Here is a 23,746-nt window from a genome sequence, read left to right as displayed (position 1 = left end):
CTTATAATAGAGCTCAGAGCTCAGGGTGAATGTATTACTTTTGGGACTTTTTTTGGAACCACTGAGGGACACTGAATTTCACTAAAAAACACGGAAATGTTCCAGCGTTAACCCATCTTCCCCGTCCCCATCAAAAAAAGTCCCCGATTACATCAGGGACTTATTTCATACAATACCAATAAAAATAAACCTTCTTCCATCCAGACTTTACTGTCGGCTCCGGAATCTAACCGGATCTGCCATTCGGCTCGCGGGCTGTACCGCCGGTAGGGAATTGCACCCGTCCCTGAAGATTACAAAATATTCAATTTCTATTTGTATTATATTACAATGTTAATTTTGCGTCAATATTTTTTTACAAAATATTTATTTTACAAAATTCATAAATGTCGTAATTATGCCGACATTGAAGAAATCTATGAACAAGCTTCCTACCAAAGGAAGTATGAAAAAAGCCGCCGGAGCAGGACCGAATTTGGCTGCAATGGTCTCCATGTTGGCAATCGCATTTGGAGTAGCACCCATGCCGAAGCCGCAATGTCCGCTTGTTATCACTGCCGCTTCATAATCTCTGCCCATGAGGTTGAAGGTTACCAGGCAAGCAAATATCGCCATCAAAACTGTTTGTGCAAGCAGCATGACCACCAAAGGCACTGCCAGATCTGCCAGCTCCCAGAGCTTCAGCCCCATGAGAGCCATTGAAAGAAATAACGACAAAGATATATTGCCTATAATATCTATCTCTTCCATGTGTACTTTCATAGCCTTAGTGCTGTCGGAAATATTTCTCATTATTGCTGCTGCAAACATAGCGCCTATATATGGAGGGAAAGTCATGCCGGTTTTTTGCAATATGGCTGAAATAATAGTTCCAAGCCCCATGGCAATTATTATCTGGGAGGCAGCTGCAGCGAAATTGCCGGATATGAGCTTTTTCGCTTCTTCCTTTATATCCGATGAAGCTGAAGAGTTTCCTGATTTTGAACTGATTTTTACTAAAGAGTTTCGTTCGATCAAGCTTTTTGCTATGGGTCCGCCTATCATGCTTCCCATGATCAATCCGAAGGTTGCAGAAGCCATTGCCACTGTATTGGCACCAACAGCCCCGGCTTTTTCAAACAAAGGTGCAAAAGCCCCTGAAGTACCATGACCCCCTGTCATAGGAACAGAGCCTGTAGCAAGTCCTATAAGCGGGTTTAGATTAAATGCCTTTGCAAGGCTCACACCTAAAATGTTTTGCAGCACTACTAAGATCACGGCTGCACCCAAGAAGATTATGACCTTCGTACCGCCTTTTTTTAATAACTGGAAGCTTGCAGTAAAGCCTACTGTAGTGAAAAAAGCGGTCATAAACACATCTTTCAGGGCATCATCCATCTTAAATGTCAATACTCCGGTCTGTCTCAATAACAAAGCTAAAGTTGCAAATATCAACCCTCCTACAACAGGCGCCGGGATGCAGTATTTTTCTAAAAACCCTATTTTCTTTTTCAAGCCCTGGCCTAAGAATAGAACGACCGCAGCTAAAGCGATGGTTTGAATCATATCAAGCTTTAAAGTCATTTATATACCTCCAAAAAAAATATAATTTCATAAATAAATTATATGGAGGCATTACGTCAAACTACAAAGTTCTATTTAATGTAACAAAAAAGATTTTTATTATTCACTATTTAGCATATATATGCATGTTAGCCTTCAATTTTCTAAATATTCAGTTTGGATATGACTCCTTCCACAAACTTTCTGATATTTATTTTTCCTCTTTCCTCTTTTGAATTTTCTATATATCGCATTTCCTGCTTTACCTGCTTAAAATCAAACAAAGCGGTGCTGTATTCAACAAATTTGCTGTTGTAATAATCATCATGCCCCAAAGCAGCGATGTTTTCCAGGGCTTTTAATATAGCTCTCCTTATGCGCTGCTCAACAGCTTTGACATGGAGGGAAGGTTCAATCTCACGGTAGAAATCCTGAAGCTGGTATTGCTGGGACTCATGTTGGTTTTTAAAGCTTATGGCTGCATGAATAAGTTTAGTAAGATCTCTGACCCCCGATTCGCCAATAATGCCTATTTCCGTAAAAATCCTTGTTATTTCATCATCTATGCTCAGCTTCGGCATGGAGACATTGTCATTATTGATGCGGCCTACCGCATTTTTGATCAATTCCACAGAGCGTTCCAATTCGATGCTATGGCAAACGCCCTTGATCACGTTGACAGCCTCCGTCATATTGATGGGTTTGCTTATGAAGAATACAATGCCGTTCTCATAAGCCCGCGAAATCATATGTTCGTCTTCGACCTGTGAAATCATTATAAATTTGCCCTTATAGCCTTCTTCTTTGACATCTTTTATTATCTGTATCCCATCTTTAACCGGCAGAAGCAAATCAATGAGTACAATGTCAGGATTGTAAAAAAGTATCTCTTTTTCAGCGTGAAGGCCGTTATCAAGCTCACTGACCACTTTGCCCAAGTCATTTTTTGAAATGATATGAGCGAGCATTTTTCTTATATTTATATCATCATCAATAATAAAAAAAGTATTTGACATAAATCATCACCCTAATAATATATTTTTCGGCAAGCTTACTGTAAATAAAGTCCCCTGCCCCGGTTTTGAATCAACTCTGATGGTTCCCTGCAGTTCTTCTATGATATTTTTTACATGGGAAAGCCCGATGCCCGTTGATGCTTTGCCCGTGCTGCCGGAATATTTTGTGGTAAAGCCGGGATTGAATATGTATGGCAATATATCCTCTTCTATGCCTTCTCCATCATCTTCCACTTTAAAATATATACGATGTTCGCCGCTGCTTTGCGTCACTTTTATCTCACCGCTGCTGCCGCAGGCATCAATCGCATTCACTATCAAGTTATTAAGCACCGTGAATAAGCTGTAATATTTATTAAGAGAAAAATTATCTTTAAAGTCAAAGCTTATGGAAATATCCTTGCCATGTTCCCTGACATTCAGATAACGCTTTGTGTTTTCCTTTATAATCTCCTGCATATCCGCCAGGTTCATAGCGCCGTCCGTTTCAAAGTCTTTGAGGAAGCTCTCAAAGCCGCTGAGCACCCTGTTGTAGTCTTTTTTTATTTCATGTATCTCTCTTGCGATATCAAGGGTGTCCGCCTGCAGCACCTTATCATCCCTATATCTTTCATAGAGCTTATAGCTTTTCCCCATAACCTTTTCTATGTCCAGCATTGACTTTTTCAAATAGAACATCTCGGCTTGTATATCTGAAACCAGTATATTAAGCTGGCTGTATCTTTTTTGATGCTCCCTTCGCAATATGAAAAGCTCCTGATTCTTATACAAAAGGTAGATAAAATATGCGGTGGTGCTTCTCACTATACCTACCAGGAGGATGAGCTGTATCATTCCGAAGCTTACATATCTATCGCGGATTAATGCTTCGGCTATATTGCTCAGCGAATCAACCGCGGACAAAAGGATTATCCCGGCAAGGATATGGCTTTTGTATCTCCTTACCATGAAGGCCGCTGCCAGAAGCCCATAGGTCAAGTAATAGGCGGCAGATGGCAGGTTATATCGCATAATATTTTCAATGGATGTATTTGCATATAACACATCTATTAAGCTGCGCAAAATAAAAACCATTATACCGGAAAAAACAGAAGCATAAAATTCCGAAACATTGTCCTGGATCAGTATTATCAAGCTTAGTACTATTATGCCTGCCGAAAATCTCAAGCTGCTGCTAAAGGGGTAAAAATATATTTCTCCAAAAAAAGCTACGCAGATCATGGGCAATAAATATTTTTTCAATCTTTCCATATTATTTTCTCCTGCATATAGTCCAGTTACACTTTATCTCGAATCATGATGTTTCATCCTGGATCAATGGATCACCCTTATTTATTATTGCCATTAGTATAAAATCGGATAGGAGGGAATTAATTATTTTAATTCCCGACCTTCCAGTCGAGTAGCAAAGAGGAGTTTCACCTCAATGCTCTCACGGAACCGTACGTGAGCCTCTCAGTTCATACGGCTCTTATCATTCGCTCATACAGTTTCCCTAGAGAGCCCAATGTGCAAACATGTTGGGTTCTCTTTTTCTAACTTGGCATAGCCATTCTTCGGCTCTTCGACGGTGTCCGCGGAAATTCTTGTACTTGCACATAGCCCACTTTATCAGGCGTCTTTGCACGCAGTCTAGCGTGCGTTTCATTGCCGAACGATTGAACTTGCCAAAATAATTCATCCATCCTCGCAGGATGGGATTCAGTACCTCGGCTATTTGGACTAATAACTCCACCTTGTGGTGTGCCAGCAGTTCTAAGAATTATCTCTCCTTTTTCCGTTTGAAATGGCGCTTTCAGCCATCTCCCAATGTACAGCAGAATCCACTGTTCCTTCACATGTTTTCGCACTGCCTTCATCAGCAATTGGTGATCAATGTTATGGTTGGTAGAAGGCAGCCTTGGATTAACCCTTGTACTGCCAGCCCCAATCAGAACCCGGCGTGCAGTTTTTCCGCACCGGGCTCCCCAGAACGGTACGTTCTGTCCTGCCGCTTCCCCATGTACATAGCTTTCCTATGCTCCGAGTACTATCAGCAAGTCCGACTCCCGCCATGGCATCCGTTTGCTTGTGGATGGTCCTTTCAGCTTGCGTACTCTGCTTTCGCAAAGACCGTGACGGATCTCCCAGGTTCCGTGACAATTCCCTTTCCACCATGCCATGCTCTCAGACCCCGCCGGAGTCTCCATTTTCCTCGCCTTTATCGGAAAATTACTATAGCCTTCCAAGTATTCGACCTTGTCGGCCTCCGGACGTTTTAACGAGGCTCAATCGCTTCACTTGCGTTACGGCCTAGTGTCGCTCTGTCTACGCTTAGTATGAGTCGTTACCTTCCCACACCCAAGACTTGATTCTAGGTGAGGCGGCTACACCTCTTGCCTAGGTTGGAATCTCACCAACTGAAATTACCCAGCTTATCCTGGCGCACCAAAATACTTTTCCAAGTCCATATCAACAGCATATTTATATCCCTGTTCAATATTTTCTTGGCTTCTTTTGATGGCATCGTGAGCGCTTCGCTTTGGTCTGAACCCAAAACTATTGTCAGAAAATTGTTTCTCGTAAATCTGCGTAAGAACTTGTGCTATTGCCTGCTGTATAACCCTGTCTACTACTGTAGGAATTCCCAATTTCCTTTTCTGCTTTCCGTCTTCTTTTGGTATTTCCACCCTTCTGACCGGATTAGGACGGTATTTACCGTCCAAGATTGATTGCTTAAGTTGCTCTCCATTATCTTTGAGATATTGTAAAAGTTCACTCACTATAGTTTTGGGCTTTAATTTGTTTTGCAATCTTACCCAGCATATATATGCCTGATGTAGTTTCTGTTCGTCAGACCAGAATTTTGCCTTAAGCTTCCTTCAGATTCCACTTCACAATGGGCACCCTTGCTCTTGGCTATGTGCTTGGCACTATTAACCCGCACTCGGAACTTTCACCCGTTAGATTGCGCCCATGCTGGGCGCACAAAGAAAAGGTCATCGCAAAGCCAAGTCTTGCGATGACCTAACAGCTTATATATCATCTTCGATAAACAACTTGTCCGTCTATCAGCACTGCTTCCGTTTTGGCGGTTGCATTGAAGGGATGCCCATCAAATATAGCGATATCCGCATCCTTCCCAACTTCGATGCTGCCCACCCTGTCAGCTATGCCAAGTATCTCGGCAGGATAGATTGTGATGGCTTTCAAAGCTTCCATTTCATCCAGGCCTTCTTTGGCAACAAAACCGGCGCAGATAGGCAAATGCTGAATCGGTATAACAGGATGATCCGTCATTATGCAGAACTTGACCCCTGCCTTCCAAAGCGCTACAGGGGATTCAAAGCTTTTGTTCTTTAGCTCGTGCTTTGACCTCTCCGTCAGGTGAGGCCCGCTTATCACATATTTCCCCTCCCTGGCCAGTTCATCAGCTATGAGATGGCCTTCCGTGCAATGATCCAATGTTATATCCACATCAAACTCCTTTGCAATCCTTATGGCTGTGAATATGTCATCTGCTCTGTGGGCATGAGCCTTCAAAGGTATCTCCTTATTGATGACCTTCTGCAATGCCTCCATCTTTACATCCGGCTCCGGCTTCTTATCCGTATCCTCCTTGGCCTTTTCCAGCTTTTCCTTGTAGGCCTTCGCTTTCATAAGCTGTTCTCTCAATATGGCTGCGGTAGCCATCCTGGTTGAGGGGGATTGCTTCCTTTCAGAATAAACCCTCTTAGGATTTTCACCAAAGGCAACCTTCATTGCCGCAGGTTCTTTGACTATCATATCATCGATTCTTTTACCATAGGTCTTAATGATTGCAAATGTACCGCCTATTACATTGGCGCTGCCCGGACCGGTGCATACCGTGGTTATGCCGCCTTCCCGCGCTTCCTCAAAGGTTCTGTCCATTGGGTTTATACCATCTATGGCTCTAAGCTGGGGTGTGACAGGGTCTGTCATCTCGTTGCCGTCTGCCCCCTCAAAGCCTATTGAATCCTCCCACATGCCCAAATGGCAGTGAGCATCTATCATACCGGGCATTACTATCTTGCCTTCTGCATCCATTACCAGGGCATCTTCCGGTGCTTCTACAGATTTGCCGACAGCTATTATCTTGCCGTTATCTATAAGCACGCTTCCCATTTCATAATCCTTGCCGGCCATTGTAAGTATTTTGCCGTTTTTTATAAGTATCATAGCAATATCACCTCATTTATTTCGTTTTGAGGCCCCAGCCCCTATACCTCATTATATAATAATGAAATGTGTAAGAAAAGCTATTTAATGGTGGCTTTCTGTAGGATAAAACAAATATAATCACTCCGTCCGGAGTGATTATAAATAACATTATCATATATAGTTTTTCAGCTTATCCGCCATATCCTTTATTGCACTTGATACATTATCCTCACCTGCTTGCGCTCCGCTATCGCCGGGCGGTACATTATCGTTTCCGTCATCCTCCGGCATCACTTCGCCCGCATCATCATCATCCTTGCTTCCGTTATCTATTATATCTGCATTGCCCGGTTGTGAACCACCGTCATCATCTTCATTGTCCGGGTCTGCGGGCTCCGGCTCAGCCGGTGCCGGATCGCCGGGAGCTGGATCGGCAGGTGCTGGCTCTGAAGGCGTCGGCGGCTCAGCCGGTTCCGGGTCACCTGGAGCAGGCTCGGTAGGCGCAGGATCGGTAGGTGTGGGCTCTTCAGGTGTCGGGTCACCGGGGACAGGATCCGTAGGTACAGGGTCTGTCGGTACAGGGTCTGTCGGTACAGGGTCCGTCGGTATTGGTTCTGCAGGCGCCGGCGGCTGGGCCGGTATCGGGGAACCTCCCGTTGACGGGCTCGGACAGGTATGGTTTCTAAGCCTCTCCACATCTTTACTCAATGACTCATAATCCTGGGCCAGCTGATCCTTTTCATTTTCGATCCTGTCAATTTCTCCAAGAAGCTGTTCCTTATCATGGGATAGAGCCTCATTGTTTCTCATAAGCTCTTCCTTTTTCTTGATCAATTCTTCTTTCTCTGCAAGCAAAGCATCGTATGACTTTTGCAGATCATTAAACTTTTCCTCTAATATCTCAAAGTCATTAATGAACTTAGCCATATCCTCATAGGTATTGATGTTATACTTGACCAAAATATCAATAGCCATCGCACCATCTGTCCGCATGCTCATGATGGAGGCATCACCGCCGCCGTAAGGCCATTGGCCCCTCCTCATAGATAGAATATCATTGCCCTCTACCTCTGGAATCTCTATTTCAAAATCATTTATATAATCATTGAATGCTCTTACCTTAATAGTGCCGTAAAAAGTATTATCCCTAAGCTCAAACATGCTGATATCCCTTATGGGCATCACAAGCTCTTCACCTTCATCTCCGGGATATACTTTTATAGGGCTTATTCCGCCTACCAAATCTCTGAGATTGCCTATTATTTCAAAATATACTACAATTGGCTTCCCATCATCCCTTGCATTAATGATATATATATTTGTAGCACCGGTTTGTATCCATTTCTTTGCGTCGAAGCTTTCTGCATCCACATAAATAATCTTATCTGATTTTAAAGTGTTTATTGCAGCATTCACATGTCCGCTTGCATTGAAATATGATTTTGTAGCTATCAAATCTTGCGGCATCAATGCTACAAAGGAAGATGTCACAGTATATACCAAAGCAACTCCAAGAATATTTACAGCTTTTTTGCTTACCTTCATACAATCTCCCTCCCCGTATTACTCTTTATCTAAATATCTTACGATAATGGATACAAATTCAGCCCTCGTTATTTTACCAAGCGGTTTGAAGCTTCCGTCAGGATAACCGTTGATTATGCCTTCCTTGTATGCCTTGGTCAGGTATCCTTTGCTCCACATCGGAAAGGTCTTCTCATCGTTAAAAACCCCTGAGAGGATGCTTGCAGGTTCTTCTTTATCATCATAAAAAGCCCTTATTATCATAGCCACAGCCTCGTCTCGGGTGATCTCTTTCTTGGGCTTGAATTGCCCGTCAGGATAGCCCTTTGCTATACCATGTTTAGTAGCCGTATAGATATAAGGCTTTGCCCAATTCGCAAAGAACAATCTATCCTTATACCCGGTCTTGCCCTCCTCCGGCTTCAGCTTTTTCACATTGACAATGATCTTTGCTGCCTCAGCCCTCGCAATATTTCTATCCGGTCTGAAGGTCCCGTCTCCATAGCCGTTTACATACCCTAAGTCACAGCCTAATTTATGAATATAATCCTCAGCCCAGTGACCGTCTATATCGTTAAAAATATGAATATGCTTTGGCTTTTCAGGCTCCTTTACTGCCGCTGCTGCCCTGCCACCGCCGTCATCGTCGTCGTCTTTGTCTTTTGGAGGCTTTACGGGATCTTCATCATCCTTATCTCCGGCCAATACTGCCGTAATATCAGCTTTGGCTGATACCCCCTGGGCTGCATTTCCCGCCCCGCCCAGCATCTTCACCGTAAAGTCGATATCCACTGATTGGCCGTTTTTAATCTTTGTACTGCCCACGCCCAATTCTAACGCCGTCTCCATCCACTGTCCCAGTGTAACGGTTTTGCTATAAGGTATCAATCCACCGAATTTGACCTTTATATCAAATTCAATATTATTTACAAAAGCCTTATAGGATTCGTTTTCTTTATCCGCAATGATGGCTCCGTCTTTTCCCCTTATCTCGTTTTGTGACAAGGCTAAGCTTCTCACAGTTACAGTCTGCCCTGTTTGATTGTTTATCCTCATGATGCCGTTTTGAGATACGCCGGGAGCCAACGGCATGCCGCCTCCAAATAGGGCTCCCGATCTGCTTCCGCCGGATGTCAGGTCAATATTTATTATATTTCCTTCATCTGCCGAGACAGAAGCAAATCCCGATGAGCAAAATGTGAATATAAATACTAATAAGAATAAATAGGTCCTCTTACGCCACAAAATTGATCACCTTCTCTCTCATCTATGATTGAGGTGGATTGTATCGGTTATCGTCAATAAATATTATGTTATTGCGCCCTATAACCTCTATATGTCCTTGATTAACCTTTCCTTCAAATTCTCCGCAAAAATAGGTATTAACCTGATTATAATCACCATCAATATAAAGAGGTTTTTTAGGCTTTGCTCCATTTGCTGAAGCCTCACCTGATAATGCTTTATTATCCTTATAATAGCCCAGGGATATATTTCTCATGATAACGCCGCTGCAATTTTCAATACTTAAGAAATATTGATCCGGATTGCTCTTCTTGCTGTTATTGCTATCCTCTGTATGCTTGAATTCCGGTGCATCTCCCTCTCCAATACCGACTATTGATATATTCTCTTTATTATCTAAAATCAGTCTGTCGCATTGGTATTCTCCTTCCTCTACTACAAGCACATCTGCGTCATCCAGGCCATTCAGCGCCTCCTGCACAACTTTATCACCTTCTAAAAGCACATAGCGCTCCGATAGCTCCCTAAGAGGAGTACCCAATTGAGATGCCAATATCTCAAATTCCAGCAGGCTATCTTCTGCCTCGCGATGTCTTTCTTCTATCTGCATCAGATCCAGTTCAGCCCTGAATACCATGGTTATTTCATCTTCTGATTCAACTGTTATTGGGTAAAAAATTATGAGGTCTTCTTTTATAGTATCTACATAATTGTAAAATACAGGAATGTCCAAAGCAGTTATATCTTTATCTTTGCCATGGGTAAAATAGATATGAAAACTCAAAGCATCCGACAAGCCCGCCAGGCCGGCAATACTGTCCTGGGAAAATCTTATACCATATAATTCGCAGGGCAATGTCCCCTTATTTACTATCTTTGTCCTTTGCTCCAATACCTTATCAGGCGCCAGTCCTCCAAGGTCGATCTGCCCTGAGCCGCTCTCCCCCTCTGCTATAGCTATATCAAGGGTGCCTGCGGTAAAGGCATTGGCTTCGCTGGCAGCAGTGCTCATAAACCATGATATGGAGCCGCGGCCTAATGTGTACATCATTATAGATAGTATAAGAATTATATAGATCAATCTTTTCTTCATGAAAACACCTCTCTTTTATCTACCTCCTTGGGCTAAACGCTTATTAGTATTTATCCGCAGCCGGCGATGATGCCGGCTGCGGATAGGAATTGATCAATTTGCAGTAGGAAGCAAAGACCAGTATTGATATTCGGAACCATCTGCTAAAATAGTCCTTACTGTGCCATCAACCAGTTGTATTCCTGATAGTCTGACTTCAAACCCATCCCAACCGGCATTGAGAAGTTTTGCTTTTTTAATCTTTACTACATCTCCAGACCAGTCAACAACTATATCACTTTCTGTTAATGGGCCATCTCCTGTTACATCTATCTCTCTGTCAACTGGAATAATGATGATTGTCTGTTCTGCGTCAATAGTATTGTCCGGGCTCCCCTTCTCATGCTTGATATCGATTTGATAATGTTCAAATCCTGCTCTAAATATACCTGAACCTACATCATCATTGGGTTCCCAATCCCAATCAAAGTTGACATAAGTATTGTCATTCTTGCCTACAACGCTAAATGCCGGATCCCATGGAATTGTTGTGCCGGCTCCGCTGGTTCTGCCTAAGTAAACTTCTGTCCCTATAGGCTCACCGTTTTCCGGTACTTCATTCTGTGTTGCATAAACAGTCAAATCACATTTAAAGTTTTTGCCTTGGAAGTCGTTGCCTGCCGATTCGTCCATAAGCACTGAAAGCTGCATTGTTCTTACATCCCCTACCGGAACATCGACAATGGGATCAAAGAAACCGCCATTTTCCCATACAAGCTGACTGAATTTTCCTTCATATACTCGTTCTCCGCCAATTGTTACAATTAAATTTAATACATCATCCATCTTTCTGCCGAGGGTATCTGTAAAATTCAAGTCCCCTGTAAAGTTTGACGCAGTTATGCGATATAGTTTAAAAGACAAACTGCCTACATTTTTCAGCTCTGTAGTTCCTAAATCCCTCGGTTCTCCCGGTTTTATATTGCTCAGGTTTAATGTGGCAAATCGGTTTGCAACATCTTCACCGTCTATGATGCCGCCCAATGTCAAAGTTCCTGCTACAAACGTATTATTTGCACTGGTTGCCGTGCTTGTAAACCACGCCATGGTGCCTACGCCTATCATGCTGAATGCAAGAGCTACAACCAGCATCATTGCTATATATTTTTTCTTCATACACACTTCTCCTCACATCTTTATTATTGCCCTACCAACTAGCCTGCAGCGAAATCAGCGCTGCAGGCCAGTATTATTTTATAGAGGCTGGCTATATTATTCAGCCCAGCCTGGATTTGTGGTCTGAGTAGCATCAAATACGAATTTTATTGTAGCGCCCAATCCTTGATAAGCATTACCTGCTGTAGATGGGAATGCAACTTTGAAGGTTAAAGTTTCATCTACACCGCTTGCTACATCAGTTGAAACTACTTTGTCTGTCAATCCGCTCAACTTGCCGTTATATATTTCGGTTCCGCCTTTTGTTATTACTACATCAAGTACATTGTAGAATAAATCATCACCCGCAGTTTTTGATGCACTGACTTTATACTTATATGCTAATGAGCCAATATTTTTTACTACTAAATCTTGCGTTATTGAATCATTTGGTGCCCAATTAGAAGCGGTAATAAAAGCAGTATTCTCGCCTTCATTTGGGACTCCAATCTTTAATGTTCCTGCTTCAAACACATTATCTGCACTCGTTGCCTGGCTTGTAAACCACGCAAAGGATCCTGCCCCTATACCAAAGGCTAGCATTGCCACCAATACCAAACTGATTATCGCTTTCTTTTTCATTTTTTCTTCCTCCCAATTTTTAAATTAATTTTTTGATACCGAAACCTGAGCCCTGTCATCCTACATCTTCAATGAAAAAATTCATTGCTCCCCTAATTGCTCCTTTCCCATGTATTTTTCATATCCTTAACGGGCATATATGTTGAACGAGACTTCATTCAGAGGGGGATTCAACCCCCACTGAATGTTAGTCGAGTCCATACTGGACTTAGCCGCTCTTGGCATAAGGTGAATTGCCCCTCTGGGCAAGAGAAGGCACCCTGGGGTGCCCGCCGCCTATAGAGGCGGGGGTCGCCTGTGCCCTGTGGGTATAGAGCGGGTTAGTTCAGTGATAAAGGGCTAGCCCCTTATATCCTCAGCTTTTTCTTCTTTTTTCCTCTTTTCTTCTTCATCCATCTCTTTTAGGAAATTCTTTATCTCTCCTCCGGCCAGCACCCCTACGGGTATCAATATAAAAAGTACCATGCCAATGGGAGTTTGGATAAATTTGGTCACATATCCCCCTTTGGGTATCTTGAAAACATATTTGCCTACAATGTTCTCGCTATTGGCCTTAAGGTCTAAATCCGCTACGTTATTGGCATCTCCTTTGGTGACAAAGCTTCCGTCCGGATTTTTATCTGTTATCCTGTGAGTCACCAATGTGTTTCCGGAGGCTCTAAAGGTTATGATATCTCCTTTATCCAGTTCCTCCATCTTTACAGTCTTTGTTATTATCATGTCTCCCGGCTTAATAGCAGGGCTCATGCTGCCTGTGAGAACATACATAAATTTTAAGCTTCCGATGCCGGGAACATGCTTTGGATCTGATTTCGCTTTGAAAGAAGAAAAAATAAAAAGTGCAAGGCACAAAACCAGGGCTGCACAGATCACATCAAAAAATATCTTGATATATTTTTTTATCAATTGTTCCTTCCCCCCATATCCCTCTGATTTTTTTAATTAAATATATAGACATGAATAAGGTTTTATTCCTATGTCCATAGGAATTTTTTACTATATTTGCAGCTATAGTATTGACTTTTCCATATTTTTTATTCCTTAGGATTTTATTCTATGGAAATATTTTATGCATTCGCTTCGAATAAATAATAATCACCATAGAAGGAGAAAAATAATTATTTTAAAGCCATGCCTGGCACACATAGAAAAACCCACCTACTTGTAAGTAGATGGGTCGGTTGCACCATTGGCTAAATACACTCCAGGTGCCCATTTAGGAAGTGTATCTCATTGCCTCCCATATAGTATAAAAGACTTATTTTCCACAGGACTATATTACTACAGGCAGGAAGGCAAATTTTGTTATATTCAGTTGTCGTTTTATATTTTTTTGAAAACAATGTTTTATTGATTCTTTGCTTTTTCTTCCGCTTATACCTTTTTTTTCTATATGATTAATTAAAGATATAGCCAGCAAATGATGTTCTTTGGGTTGTTACAATCCTTTAGGAGAGGTTTTAATATTATTTTGTCGGATTGTTTTTTTCCATTCCTTCGCTGCCGCTCAGGGCGGGGGGCCGGATCAGTTCAAGCCCTTCATGCTGAGGCTGATCCGGCTTCTTTCCAGATCCACCTCCAGCACCTTGACCTTTACAATGTCCCCAACCTGTACAACTTCCATGGGACGCCTAACAAATTTATCTGCCAGCTCCGATATATGAACCAATCCGTCCTGATGGACACCTATATCCACAAATGCGCCAAAATCTATTACGTTCCTCACGGTCCCTGTAAGTATCATGTCCGGCTTCAGGTCCTTCATTTCCAGCACATCGGTATGAAAAATGGGCTTGGGCATCTCATCTCTCGGATCTCTGCCCGGCTTTTGCAGCTCCTTTATTATATCCCTCAATGTAGGCACTCCTATACCTATCTCCTCCGACAGCTTTTCAACACTAAGGCCGTTGACCTGCTGCAGAGCTTCTGCCAGTGATTTGGGCTCGCTTTTATCGCAGCCCAGCTTTTCAAGCAGTATTGTAGCGGCTTCATAGGATTCTGGATGCACCGCCGTATTATCCAGTATGTTTTGGGATTCGGGTATCCTCAGGAAGCCTGCACATTGTTCGAAAGCCTTCTCTCCAAGCTTTTTCACCTTCAAAAGCTCCTTTCGGCTCTTGAACTTGCCGACTTCTTCCCTATAGGCCACCAAGTTTTTTGCCACTGCAGAGTTAACGCCGGATACATATTGCAGAAGAGACGGAGTGGCAGTATTCAGATCCACCCCCACAGAGTTCACGCAGTCCTCCACCACAGCGTTTAAGGCTCCTGATAAATTCTTCTGAGACACGTCATGCTGATATTGGCCTACTCCTATGGATTTCGGATCTATTTTGACCAGCTCCGCCAAAGGATCCTGGAGTCTTCTTCCTATAGATATGGCACCCCTCAAAGAAACATTTACATCCGGATATTCCTTTGCCGCCAGTTCAGATGCAGAGTACACGGAAGCTCCTGCTTCATTGACCACAATATAGTGCAAGGACTTATCCGTTTCCTTTATGATCTCTGCGCATATTTTTTCAGATTCTCTTGAAGCCGTACCATTTCCCAGGGAGATTATTTCTACATTATGCTTTTTGATAAGTTTTTTCAATTCCTCTTTGGCTTCCTCCACTTTGTTCTGCGGAGGTGTGGCATAAACCGTTGTGGTATCCAAAAGCTTGCCTGTATCGTCCAGTACGGCTATCTTGCAGCCGGTCCTATAGGCAGGGTCAAAGCCCATGACATTCTTTCCCTTTATGGGAGGCTGAAGCAGTAAATTTTTTAAATTGGTCCCAAATACCTTTATTGCTTGCTCCTCAGCTTTTTCTGTGAGCTCATTTCTTATTTCCCTTTCTATAGAAGGAGCAATGAGCCTGTCATAGGAATCCAGCACCGTATCGCTAAGTATCGTTCCATAGGGGGATCTTTCCATTATTATGCTTGCCTCCAGCTTGGATATTATCCTGTCCTTAGGTGCATCGATCTTGACTGAAAGCATCTTCTCCTTTTCTCCTCTGTTTATGGCCAATACTCTATGAGACGGTATTTTCTTTATAGGCTCTGCAAAATCATAATACATCTGGTATTCGGACTTTTCCTCCGTCAAGCCCTTGGTGCTTATGGTGCCGAGATTAAAGGTCAATTCTCTTATAAACTTCCTGTAATCTGCATTGTCCGAGATATCCTCAGCAATTATATCCAGGGCTCCTTTTAAAGCATCTTCCCATGTTTCTACTCCAAGCTCTTGATTTATGTATTGGGATGCAATCTCCTCCAGGCTCCCGTCGGATTTTTTCTGCTCCCATAATAGTTGAGCCAAAGGCTCCAGCCCCTTTTCCTTCGCAATGGAAGCCCTGGTCCTCTTTTTGGGCCTATAGGGCCTGTATAAATCATCCACCTCCTGAAGCACCTTTGCATCTTCTATCTTTGCTTTCAGTTCATCTGTGAGCTTGCCCTGCTCGTCTATGAGCCTTATGACTTCAGCCTTTCTGTTCTCCAGATTTCTAAGGTATTCCAGCCTTTCACCCAATTCTCTTAATTGTGTATCCGATAGTTCTCCTGTTTGTTCCTTCCTGTATCTCGCAATGAAAGGTATGGTATTGCCTGCATCTATAAGCTGTATGGTATTCTCTATCTGCCATGGCTTGATATTTAATTCGCGGCTAAGGGTGTTTACTATATTCATAAAAAATCGCTCCTCTCTCTATGGGGTATTTATTTGGGGGCGGCCACTGGCTTCTGGCTGCTAGCCTCTAGCATTTGGGTATTCCTTATGGGTCATAGGTGGCGGGGAATACGGGTTTTAGAACTTAGGGTTCAGAGCTCAGAGCTCAGGAGTTAGGGTTGGACTCTGGGCTCTGAGGAGAACGGATTAGTACAAAAGGGACAATTAAGCTTAGTATATATGAATGTGCTTCGCATATAATTCAAGATACTCATCACTAATCATTAACCTTTCCCTGCCGTGTCCTTCAGTCCAAAATTCCGTGTTAATCCGTGTTCTCCGTCTCTTCCTATTTGCCCATCTGCCTATCTGCCTATTTTCCTATTAACCTATCAACCTAAAAGTTGGCCTTATCTCTCCTATTTTATCTCCCTGGCTGTTTTTTATATCTCTGATATGGAAATGCTTGAGTTCTGCCAATTCTTCATCACTTATCAATTCAAGCTGCTTTAAGGTCTCCATGACCACTGAGGATAATACCCGCATATTGCCATCTTCTATTTTTACGGCTATGCCAATATCCTTTCTAACAGCACCTACACAATATACGCCATCCGATCCGACCTTGGCTGCCATCCTGCCTCGGGTGACTCTCATAAGCTCGCTGTCAAAGCCTCTTGTGCCTGCAATCATTTCAGGATAGCCGGTCATGGCCATAACTATTTTTCTTGCGGCCGCAGCATGCTTTTCTTCAATATGAGAAGGGTTGGCCAGCTTCATATAGGCCTTTGCCATGCTGCTTATAGGCATCGCATGAACAGGAGCGCCGCAGCCGTCAATAGCTATTTTTATGTCTTCCTTGTCTATATCGGCAAAATCGGCTATCAGCTCCAATATCCTCTGCTGCACCGGATTCTCAGGGCTCAGATAGGTATGAGCATCAAAGTCCTCCTTCATTGCAATAGCAAGCATACCCGCATGCTTGCCGGAGCAGCTGTGAAATACACTTTTCTTTTCAACGCCTTTTTTAACATACTCCATAGTAACCTTTTCACTCAAAGAATAGGATAGGCCGCATTTCAGATAGCGTTCATCCAACCCTATTTTAAATAGTATGGAAAGCACTGCCATGACATGGAAATCCTCTGCATAATGAGAACCGCACATCACCGCCAGTTCTCTCTCCGTCAGACCGAAATAGTCAATGGCACCGCTCTCTTGCACCGCACAGGCTTGAAAAGGCTTGGCGGCAGAGCGCATGCAGGTAAACTTGTCCGGATCTCCCAGATATGCAACGGTCTTGCCCTCTCCGTTTACAACAACGATATCACCCCTGTGGATATTCTCCACTATAGGATCTCTGGTGACATTTACCAGTATTTCAGACATATATCATCTCTCCTGACAAAAATAATCCATTTACAATATACATTTCTTTTCAAGATTTTTCAATGATAAGGTATTGCTCCGGGATCTTAGCTAACGGGAAACACGGGTTAACACGGTATTTTTACACAGAATTACTACGCGTTATCCGCACCACGATAAACGAAAACATATCTGGTCATTCTGAGAGCACAGCTCGAAGAATCTCAAATTAGATCCTTCGGGCGCAGCCCTCAGGATGACAAGAAAGCCGGTCTTTCATAACAATGACAGGCTGCACACAGCCAGCGTCTTTCAGTGGTTATAAATACATCAATTGCCGTGTAAATCCGTGTTCTTAAAAAAGACCCATGAGGAATACCCTAGTTTCTGAGATCTGAGCTCTGAGTCCTGAGTTCTTTCTTGCCAACCCTCCGTATTTGTGCTAATATATGTTCATGCGATAGACAAGTGTGTTTATGAAGCGTACAGAAGGGAGATGTAAAAATGACTGGGGATAGAATGCTCATAGTTCAATCCAATGTGCTGCCGGATGTTTTTGAGAAGGTAATAAATGCAAAAAGACTGCTGAAAAGGGGAGATGCCGTCACCATACAGCAGGCCTGTGAAATGGTAGCTCTGAGCCGCAGCACTTTTTATAAATACAAGGATACGGTGTTTGATTACACTACTCAGGAGAGAGGCAGGATAGTAAACCTTTTCATGCTGCTGAGGCATGAGCCTGGGGTCCTTTCTGATATTATAAATGTCATAGCTTCTCTAAAAGGAAATATACTAACTATAAATCAAAACATACCTGTTATGGATGTGGCATCGCTGACCATTACGGTGGACACTAAAGCAATGGATGTCACTCCGGATCAATTGGTAAAAAAACTTTCTGAGAAAAAAGGCTGCAATAAGATTGAAATAATCGCCATGGAATAGGAGGCATACAGATTGTATAAGGGCTTAATAGAAAGATACAAGGATTATTTAAAGGATATTTATTGTGAGGATATAATTACGCTTAATGAGGGAAATACGCCCTTTATTCACTCAAGGAATTTAAGTGACGCGGTAGGAAATTGTGATCTCTATTTCAAATATGAGGGGGTCAACCCTACGGGTTCCTTCAAGGACAGGGGTATGACCGCTGCGATCACCAAAGCCGTCAGTAAAGGCTCCAAAACCGTTATATGCGCCTCCACCGGCAACACCTCAGCTTCGGCAGCTGCCTATGCGGCAAGAGCCGGAATAAAGTGCATCGTGCTTATACCGGAGGGCAAGGTAGCCATGGGTAAACTGGCGCAGGCTATAGTATACGGAGCAGATATAATTCAGGTAAAAGGCAATTTCGATCAAGCTCTCACTCTGGTAAAGGAGGCTGCCGAGAGATTCCCCGTGACCATAGTAAATTCTATAAATCCCTATAGGCTCGAAGGGCAAAAAACCGGAGCTTTTGAAATCTGTGATGATCTGAGAAAAGCTCCTGACTATCAATTCATGCCTGTAGGAAATGCCGGAAACATCTCTGCCTATTGGAAGGGCTACAAGGAATATAGAGAAAATAATGTGATAGGCCATCTTCCCAGGATGATGGGCGTGCAGGCCGCAGGAGCTGCACCTATAGTTGAAGGAAGAGTCATTGAAAACCCTGAAACCATCGCTACTGCGATAAGGATAGGAAATCCTGCTTCCTGGGATAAAGCCAATGCTGCTCTCATAGAGTCTCAAGGAGCCATAGACAAAGTAACCGATGAGGAGATCCTGGAAGCATACAGACTTTTGTCTGCTCGTGAAGGCATATTCGCTGAGCCTGCTTCCTGTGCAAGCCTTGCAGGTTTAATGAAGTATGTCAAAACTCATGATCTCTCCGGCAAAACCGTTGTTTGCATACTGACGGGGAATGGCCTCAAGGATCCTGATACCGCCATGAACCGTGAAATCGATATCAAAAAGATATCCGCAAATATTGATGATTTGATGAAAATCCTGTCCTGAGGCGGTGTGATCATGATAGAAATTGCTGTAAAAGCCACAACGGCAAATCTGGGGCCCGGCTTTGACTGCCTGGGACTGGCCCTGGATATAGAGAACAGGGTCAGGTTTACTGAATCGGATATGGATTTTGAAGATAAGAATAATCTGATATATATGTCTGCCAAAAAAGTATTTGATTCTGTGGGAAAAGCCATGCCTTTCATACATATAGAACAGGAGATCAATATACCCATTTGCAGAGGCTTGGGAAGCAGCGCCGCTTGCATTGCCGCCGGCTGTACAGCCGGCAATGCCCTGTCCGCTGCAAATTTGTCCATAGATGAGCTGATAAAGATGGGCACTGAAATAGAAGGCCATCCCGATAATATTGTACCTGCCTTTTTAGGCGGCTTCACTGTGTCTTCTCAAGACGAAGATAGGGTAGTTTATTTCCGCAAGGAGGCCTATGAAGGCTTTAGGTATGCGGTAATGTATCCCGAATTTACCCTCCCCACCTCCCAGTCCAGGGGAGTGCTTCCGAAGGAAATAGCCTTTGGTGACGGAGTATTCAATATCAGCAGATCATCCCTCTTAACTGCTGCTATGATCACAGGGGACGGAGAGCTGCTTAAATATGCCTGCAAGGATGCCATGCATCAGCCCTATAGGAAGAGCTTAGTAGCGGGCTTTGATGAAATAACAGGCAGGGCTCATTCGCTGGGCGCCCTGGCAGCATTCCTGAGCGGCGCCGGCCCCACCATCATTGCAGTTTTACCGGCGGATGATATGGGCTTTGAGTCTGCCATGAAAAAGCATTTGAAAGGCATGGCAGGCAATTGGACATTGAATGTGGCCGCTGCATCTAATACAGGGGTGGAAATAGTGTAGGGAACGCATTGTATGCGTTCCCTATAATTTAACCTATAGTTTAAACCTTCCAACATTCTTTTGAAGGCTCTCTGCCATCTCGTTCAGCTTGGATGCGGATTCGTTTATCTGCTGCAAAGCCGAGGCTTGCTCTTCGGTGCCCGCCAAAATGTTCTGAGTCCCCTCAGAGGTAGAAGCAGATATCTGGCTGACATTATCCAATGACCCTATTATTCTGTCCATGTCATCCTTGAGATGGTAGATCGAGTCGGATACGGCAACAATTTTTTCCGAAACGGATTGAATCATGGAAATTATGCTATCAAAGTCACCATAAGTTTTTCTTATGGCTTCTGCACTGTGATCCACATCATTTAATCCTTTATTCATAGCATCCACAGTATTCTGAGTCTCCTTCTGTATTTCACTTATAACCGTCTCTATATCCATGGAGGCTTCCTTCGTCTGATCTGCCAGCTTCCTCACTTCATCAGCCACAACCGCAAAGCCTCTCCCTGCTTCGCCTGCTCTGGCAGCTTCGATGGCGGCGTTTAGAGCAAGCATATTGGTTCTGTCCGCAATATCCCTGATGATATTTACTATGCCTGTAACCTCTGAGGATTTTACTCCAAGCTTCTCCACCAAAGCAGCTGAATTTTCTACATTAGTCTTTATTATCTCCATGCTCTCATTGACCGCTTTAATGTTATCGGTTCCTTCTTGAGCTTTCTGTGCTGCTTTTCTGGCATAATCAGCGACTTCCTTAGAATCCCCGGACACCCTTTCAACAGAAGAAGATACTTCATTAGCAATGTTTGTGGTCTCACCCAGCGAGCCGATCTGTGAAGATGCCCCGTCTGCCACATGATCAACGATGGCGGAGATCTCCTGAATCGAAGCGGCGCTGATATTGGCATTTTCACTCAAGCCCTGGGAAAAAGAAGTTACTTCTTCTACCGCTTTATTTACTTCCTTGAGGATTCCCGCCAGGGAATCCGCCATAGCATTAAGAGAGCCTTGAAGCTTGCCGATTTCATCATTGGATTTGACGGTTATACGCTTTGAAAGAATTCCATTCTGGTATTCCTCGGCTACTTTAGTCATTGCCAAAAGTGGCTTTGTTATAATCAAGGCCAACCAGTAGCTTGCTGCGGCAGCAATAATAAATGATATGATTGCGATAATTGCGTATCTGTTTTTCTCCTTTTCTACCGGCTGTAAAACTTCCCAAAGCTCTATCTCGCTGATCACTCCCCATCCCGTCGATGGTATGATATCATATGTACCCATTACTTTCTCGCCTTCACTGTTCTCGTACTGCCCGGTACCGCTTTCTCCTTTTATGACCTTCGTGGCGCCTTGTATCATGCTGGTTACCGCATTATAGCCGTTAAGTACCTTTTCCTTGTATTGGGGATGGGCCAATATTGCGCCATTTCTGTCAACTATGTATGTATAGCCTGTCTCACCTGTTTGTATCTTTTGGCAAATGCCTTGTATGTAGTCAAAGCCGATATGTGCGCTCATTACTCCGGCAGGCTTTTGGCTCTGGTCCAATACAGGAACAGCTATGATAAACACCGGAAGTTTTGTCCTTTTGTCGAAAAACGAATTTGAAATGTAGCGTTTGCCTCCGAAAGCTTCTGTAAACCAAACCTCTTGGCTTGCGTCGCTTCCGTTTAAGGATGTGTCTGTGGAGAAGAGAATATTGCCATTTTCATCAGCTAAGGTGGCCTGCTTTATACTTTGATCGGAGGCAGCCAGCTTTCGTATTGCCCGTTCCTTGCCAATTGGGTCAAGAGATAATAGATCCGCAGATTGCGGTATGATCTCTATAATCTTTGCTGTCTGGGTAATGTAATTGTCAAACTTCTCCAAGTAGCTCTTATTTACCGATTCATTGAGAGCTTGTATGCTTGCTGTCATGTTTTCAGTAGATGATTTCAAGCTTAAAGAAAGTTGTACGAAGAGGGGTGCAATAGTAAAAATAATAACCACAAGAGAGATCCTGAACTTTAAAGTAAAAATTTTCAAAGATTCCTTCCCCCTGTCTTTAATAATAAGAATGCTATCAGTCCGGATGAAGCTTGCAGCTCCGGCTGAACCTTAGAGACTGTTTATCCGAAGGCCTAGCGCAGGTTAGTTCAGTGATAAATCAGCGGAGGCTAACCATCGGATAAAATTAGAGTTAATTAACAGAATAAAACAACAATTGCTAATAATTATATTTTACCAAAGTTTTTGCAAAAAAACATCGTTTTCAACACAAAAACACTCTCATATACATTTTGTGACTTTTGTCCTAGATTTCTGCAGATAGGATGTCATAAATGCTAAAAAGACAGGCCTAAGCCTGTCTCTTCCATTTCAGATATGCATTAATAAAGTTGTCTATATCTCCGTCCATAACGGCATACACATTTCCTGTCTCTTCGCCGGTCCTATGATCCTTTACCATGCTGTAAGGGTGAAAAACATATGAGCGTATCTGGCTTCCCCAGGCTATCTCCCTATATTCTCCCTTGATGTCCTCTATCCTGTCCTTCTGCTCCTGCTCCTTTATTTCAAGGAGCTTGGCATAGAGCATTTTCATAGCCATTTCCCTGTTGCTGTGCTGAGACCTCTCATTCTGGCATTGAACAACAACTCCTGTAGGTATATGAGTGATCCTCACCGCCGACTCGGTTTTGTTTACATGCTGGCCTCCGGCACCTCCTGATCTGTAGGTGTCAACCCTCAGATCCTCAGGATTTATATCGATCTCCACGCTGTCATCCAGCTCAGGCATTATATCTACAGATGCAAAGGATGTATGACGCTTTCCGGCCGTATCAAAGGGCGATATCCTCACCAGGCGATGTACTCCCTTTTCTGATTTCAGGTATCCATAAGCATTTTCTCCTTCTATCAAAAGAGTAGCGCTCTTAATGCCTGCTTCAGTATCCTTCAGCATATCAAGGACTGTGATGCTGTATCCCTTGCCCTCTGCCCATCTTGTAAACATTCTGAGGAGCATTTCAGCCCAATCCTGGGCTTCAGTTCCTCCGGCCCCGGCATGAATGGTAAGTATGGCACTATTTCCGTCAAACTCTCCTGTGAGAAGTGTCTCCATGGTAAACTGCTCTATATTCTTCTTCAGGCCCTCAAGCTCTTCCTCTATTTCACCCAGCAATGAGCCGTCTTCCTCTTCCTCGCAGAGCTCCATGAGAACCTTCAAGTCTTCAAAAGCTTTTTTTAGTTCTTCTATTCTTTCTATTTTTTCTTTGAGCCTCTTTGATTCCTGCAGCACTTTGGCAGCATTGTCGGAGTCATTCCAAAAGTCCTGCTGCTCCATCTTGCTGTGAGTTTCTTCGAGCTGCTCCTTCAGCCTTTCCGGGTCAAAGTGACACCTCTATATCATGGATTGCCGCCTCCAAATCCGGCAGCTCAAATCTGTATTGTTCAAGTTCAATCATAGTTTTTCCTCCTCTATCTTTGGGGTATTCCTTTGGGGTCTTCTTTTTTAATCGTTAAAAATGGCGTAAG

18 protein-coding genes, 2 pseudogenes and 2 riboswitches are annotated in these 23,746 nt (G+C 43.3%); of the genes and pseudogenes, 3 read left to right on the top strand and 17 right to left on the bottom strand.

All coding sequences use genetic code 11. The annotated features are described in order from the left end of the window. Window positions 1-184: 184 nt before the first annotated feature. Window positions 185-298: riboswitch (FMN riboswitch) on the bottom strand. 68 nt (window positions 299-366) lie between these two features. From gltS to LJD61_RS03685, 15 genes and pseudogenes are all read right to left on the bottom strand, one after another. After that, on the bottom strand, window positions 367-1,563 hold the full coding sequence (gene gltS / locus LJD61_RS03755; protein WP_255226170.1) for a sodium/glutamate symporter: 1,197 nt from the start codon (window positions 1,561-1,563) through the stop codon (window positions 367-369). 143 nt (window positions 1,564-1,706) lie between these two features. Beyond that, complete coding sequence (locus tag LJD61_RS03750; protein WP_255226169.1) at window positions 1,707-2,558, bottom strand: DNA-binding domain-containing protein; 852 nt, start codon at window positions 2,556-2,558, stop codon at window positions 1,707-1,709. A gap of 6 nt (window positions 2,559-2,564) precedes the next feature. Beyond that, window positions 2,565-3,809, bottom strand: a complete 1,245-nt coding sequence (locus LJD61_RS03745; RefSeq protein WP_255226168.1) for a sensor histidine kinase — start codon at window positions 3,807-3,809, stop codon at window positions 2,565-2,567. 244 nt (window positions 3,810-4,053) lie between these two features. Further along, window positions 4,054-4,438 (bottom strand): annotated as a pseudogene (locus tag LJD61_RS20860) (group II intron maturase-specific domain-containing protein); the annotation flags it as partial. 25 nt (window positions 4,439-4,463) lie between these two features. After that, the gene (locus LJD61_RS03735) at window positions 4,464-4,700 is read right to left on the bottom strand and encodes a hypothetical protein (protein WP_255226166.1); all 237 of its coding nucleotides are present in this window, start codon (window positions 4,698-4,700) and stop codon (window positions 4,464-4,466) included. A gap of 287 nt (window positions 4,701-4,987) precedes the next feature. Then, window positions 4,988-5,320: pseudogene (locus LJD61_RS03730) on the bottom strand (reverse transcriptase domain-containing protein); the annotation flags it as partial. A gap of 259 nt (window positions 5,321-5,579) precedes the next feature. Further along, on the bottom strand, window positions 5,580-6,737 hold the full coding sequence (locus tag LJD61_RS03725; protein WP_255226165.1) for an amidohydrolase: 1,158 nt from the start codon (window positions 6,735-6,737) through the stop codon (window positions 5,580-5,582). 153 nt (window positions 6,738-6,890) lie between these two features. Then, a complete protein-coding gene (locus LJD61_RS03720) occupies window positions 6,891-8,264 on the bottom strand; it encodes a hypothetical protein (RefSeq protein WP_255226164.1) in 1,374 nt (457 codons plus the stop codon). Between the two features lie 18 nt (window positions 8,265-8,282). After that, window positions 8,283-9,488, bottom strand: a complete 1,206-nt coding sequence (locus tag LJD61_RS03715) for an S-layer homology domain-containing protein (RefSeq protein ID WP_255226163.1) — start codon at window positions 9,486-9,488, stop codon at window positions 8,283-8,285. A gap of 22 nt (window positions 9,489-9,510) precedes the next feature. Beyond that, on the bottom strand, window positions 9,511-10,581 hold the full coding sequence (locus tag LJD61_RS03710; RefSeq protein WP_255226162.1) for a CalY family protein: 1,071 nt from the start codon (window positions 10,579-10,581) through the stop codon (window positions 9,511-9,513). A 93-nt stretch (window positions 10,582-10,674) separates the two neighbouring features. Next, window positions 10,675-11,736, bottom strand: coding sequence for a TasA family protein (locus LJD61_RS03705; protein ID WP_255226161.1), 1,062 nt, complete (start codon window positions 11,734-11,736; stop codon window positions 10,675-10,677). 96 nt (window positions 11,737-11,832) lie between these two features. After that, complete coding sequence (locus LJD61_RS03700) at window positions 11,833-12,357, bottom strand: TasA family protein (RefSeq protein WP_255226160.1); 525 nt, start codon at window positions 12,355-12,357, stop codon at window positions 11,833-11,835. A 339-nt stretch (window positions 12,358-12,696) separates the two neighbouring features. Beyond that, window positions 12,697-13,263 carry a signal peptidase I gene (locus LJD61_RS03695; RefSeq protein WP_255226159.1) on the bottom strand — a complete coding sequence of 189 codons (567 nt, stop codon included), beginning with the start codon at window positions 13,261-13,263 and terminating at the stop codon, window positions 12,697-12,699. A 260-nt stretch (window positions 13,264-13,523) separates the two neighbouring features. Further along, a riboswitch (cyclic di-GMP riboswitch) is annotated at window positions 13,524-13,607 on the bottom strand. Window positions 13,608-13,882: 275 nt separating this feature from the next. Then, a complete protein-coding gene (locus tag LJD61_RS03690; RefSeq protein WP_255226158.1) occupies window positions 13,883-16,027 on the bottom strand; it encodes a Tex family protein in 2,145 nt (714 codons plus the stop codon). Window positions 16,028-16,390: 363 nt separating this feature from the next. Further along, on the bottom strand, window positions 16,391-17,395 hold the full coding sequence (locus LJD61_RS03685; RefSeq protein ID WP_255226157.1) for an asparaginase: 1,005 nt from the start codon (window positions 17,393-17,395) through the stop codon (window positions 16,391-16,393). 483 nt (window positions 17,396-17,878) lie between these two features. On the opposite strand from LJD61_RS03685, the gene LJD61_RS03680 reads away from it, so the two are divergent. From LJD61_RS03680 to thrB, 3 genes are read left to right on the top strand one after another with little or no spacing between them, the layout of a single operon-like run. Then, window positions 17,879-18,319, top strand: a complete 441-nt coding sequence (locus LJD61_RS03680; RefSeq protein WP_255226156.1) for an ACT domain-containing protein — start codon at window positions 17,879-17,881, stop codon at window positions 18,317-18,319. 12 nt (window positions 18,320-18,331) lie between these two features. Then, complete coding sequence (thrC, locus tag LJD61_RS03675) at window positions 18,332-19,375, top strand: threonine synthase (protein WP_255226155.1); 1,044 nt, start codon at window positions 18,332-18,334, stop codon at window positions 19,373-19,375. A 12-nt stretch (window positions 19,376-19,387) separates the two neighbouring features. Beyond that, window positions 19,388-20,242, top strand: a complete 855-nt coding sequence (gene thrB, locus LJD61_RS03670) for a homoserine kinase (RefSeq protein WP_255226154.1) — start codon at window positions 19,388-19,390, stop codon at window positions 20,240-20,242. Between the two features lie 33 nt (window positions 20,243-20,275). Here the strand turns inward: thrB and LJD61_RS03665 are convergent, their stop codons facing one another. Then, on the bottom strand, window positions 20,276-22,255 hold the full coding sequence (locus LJD61_RS03665) for a methyl-accepting chemotaxis protein (protein ID WP_255226153.1): 1,980 nt from the start codon (window positions 22,253-22,255) through the stop codon (window positions 20,276-20,278). A gap of 313 nt (window positions 22,256-22,568) precedes the next feature. Continuing rightward, window positions 22,569-23,676 (bottom strand): peptide chain release factor 2 gene (prfB, locus tag LJD61_RS03660; RefSeq protein WP_255226152.1). Its coding sequence is split into 2 segments (ribosomal slippage): window positions 22,569-23,600 and window positions 23,602-23,676, totalling 1,107 coding nucleotides; the frame shifts between segments, so codons are not numbered across the junction. Between the last annotated feature and the right edge of the window lie 70 nt (window positions 23,677-23,746).

This window comes from Lutispora saccharofermentans (genome assembly GCF_024363565.1).
GTDB lineage: Bacteria > Bacillota > Clostridia > Lutisporales > Lutisporaceae > Lutispora > Lutispora saccharofermentans.
The sequence above is the reverse complement of the archived record's forward strand: the minus strand, read 5'-3'. Positions and strand labels throughout refer to the sequence as shown.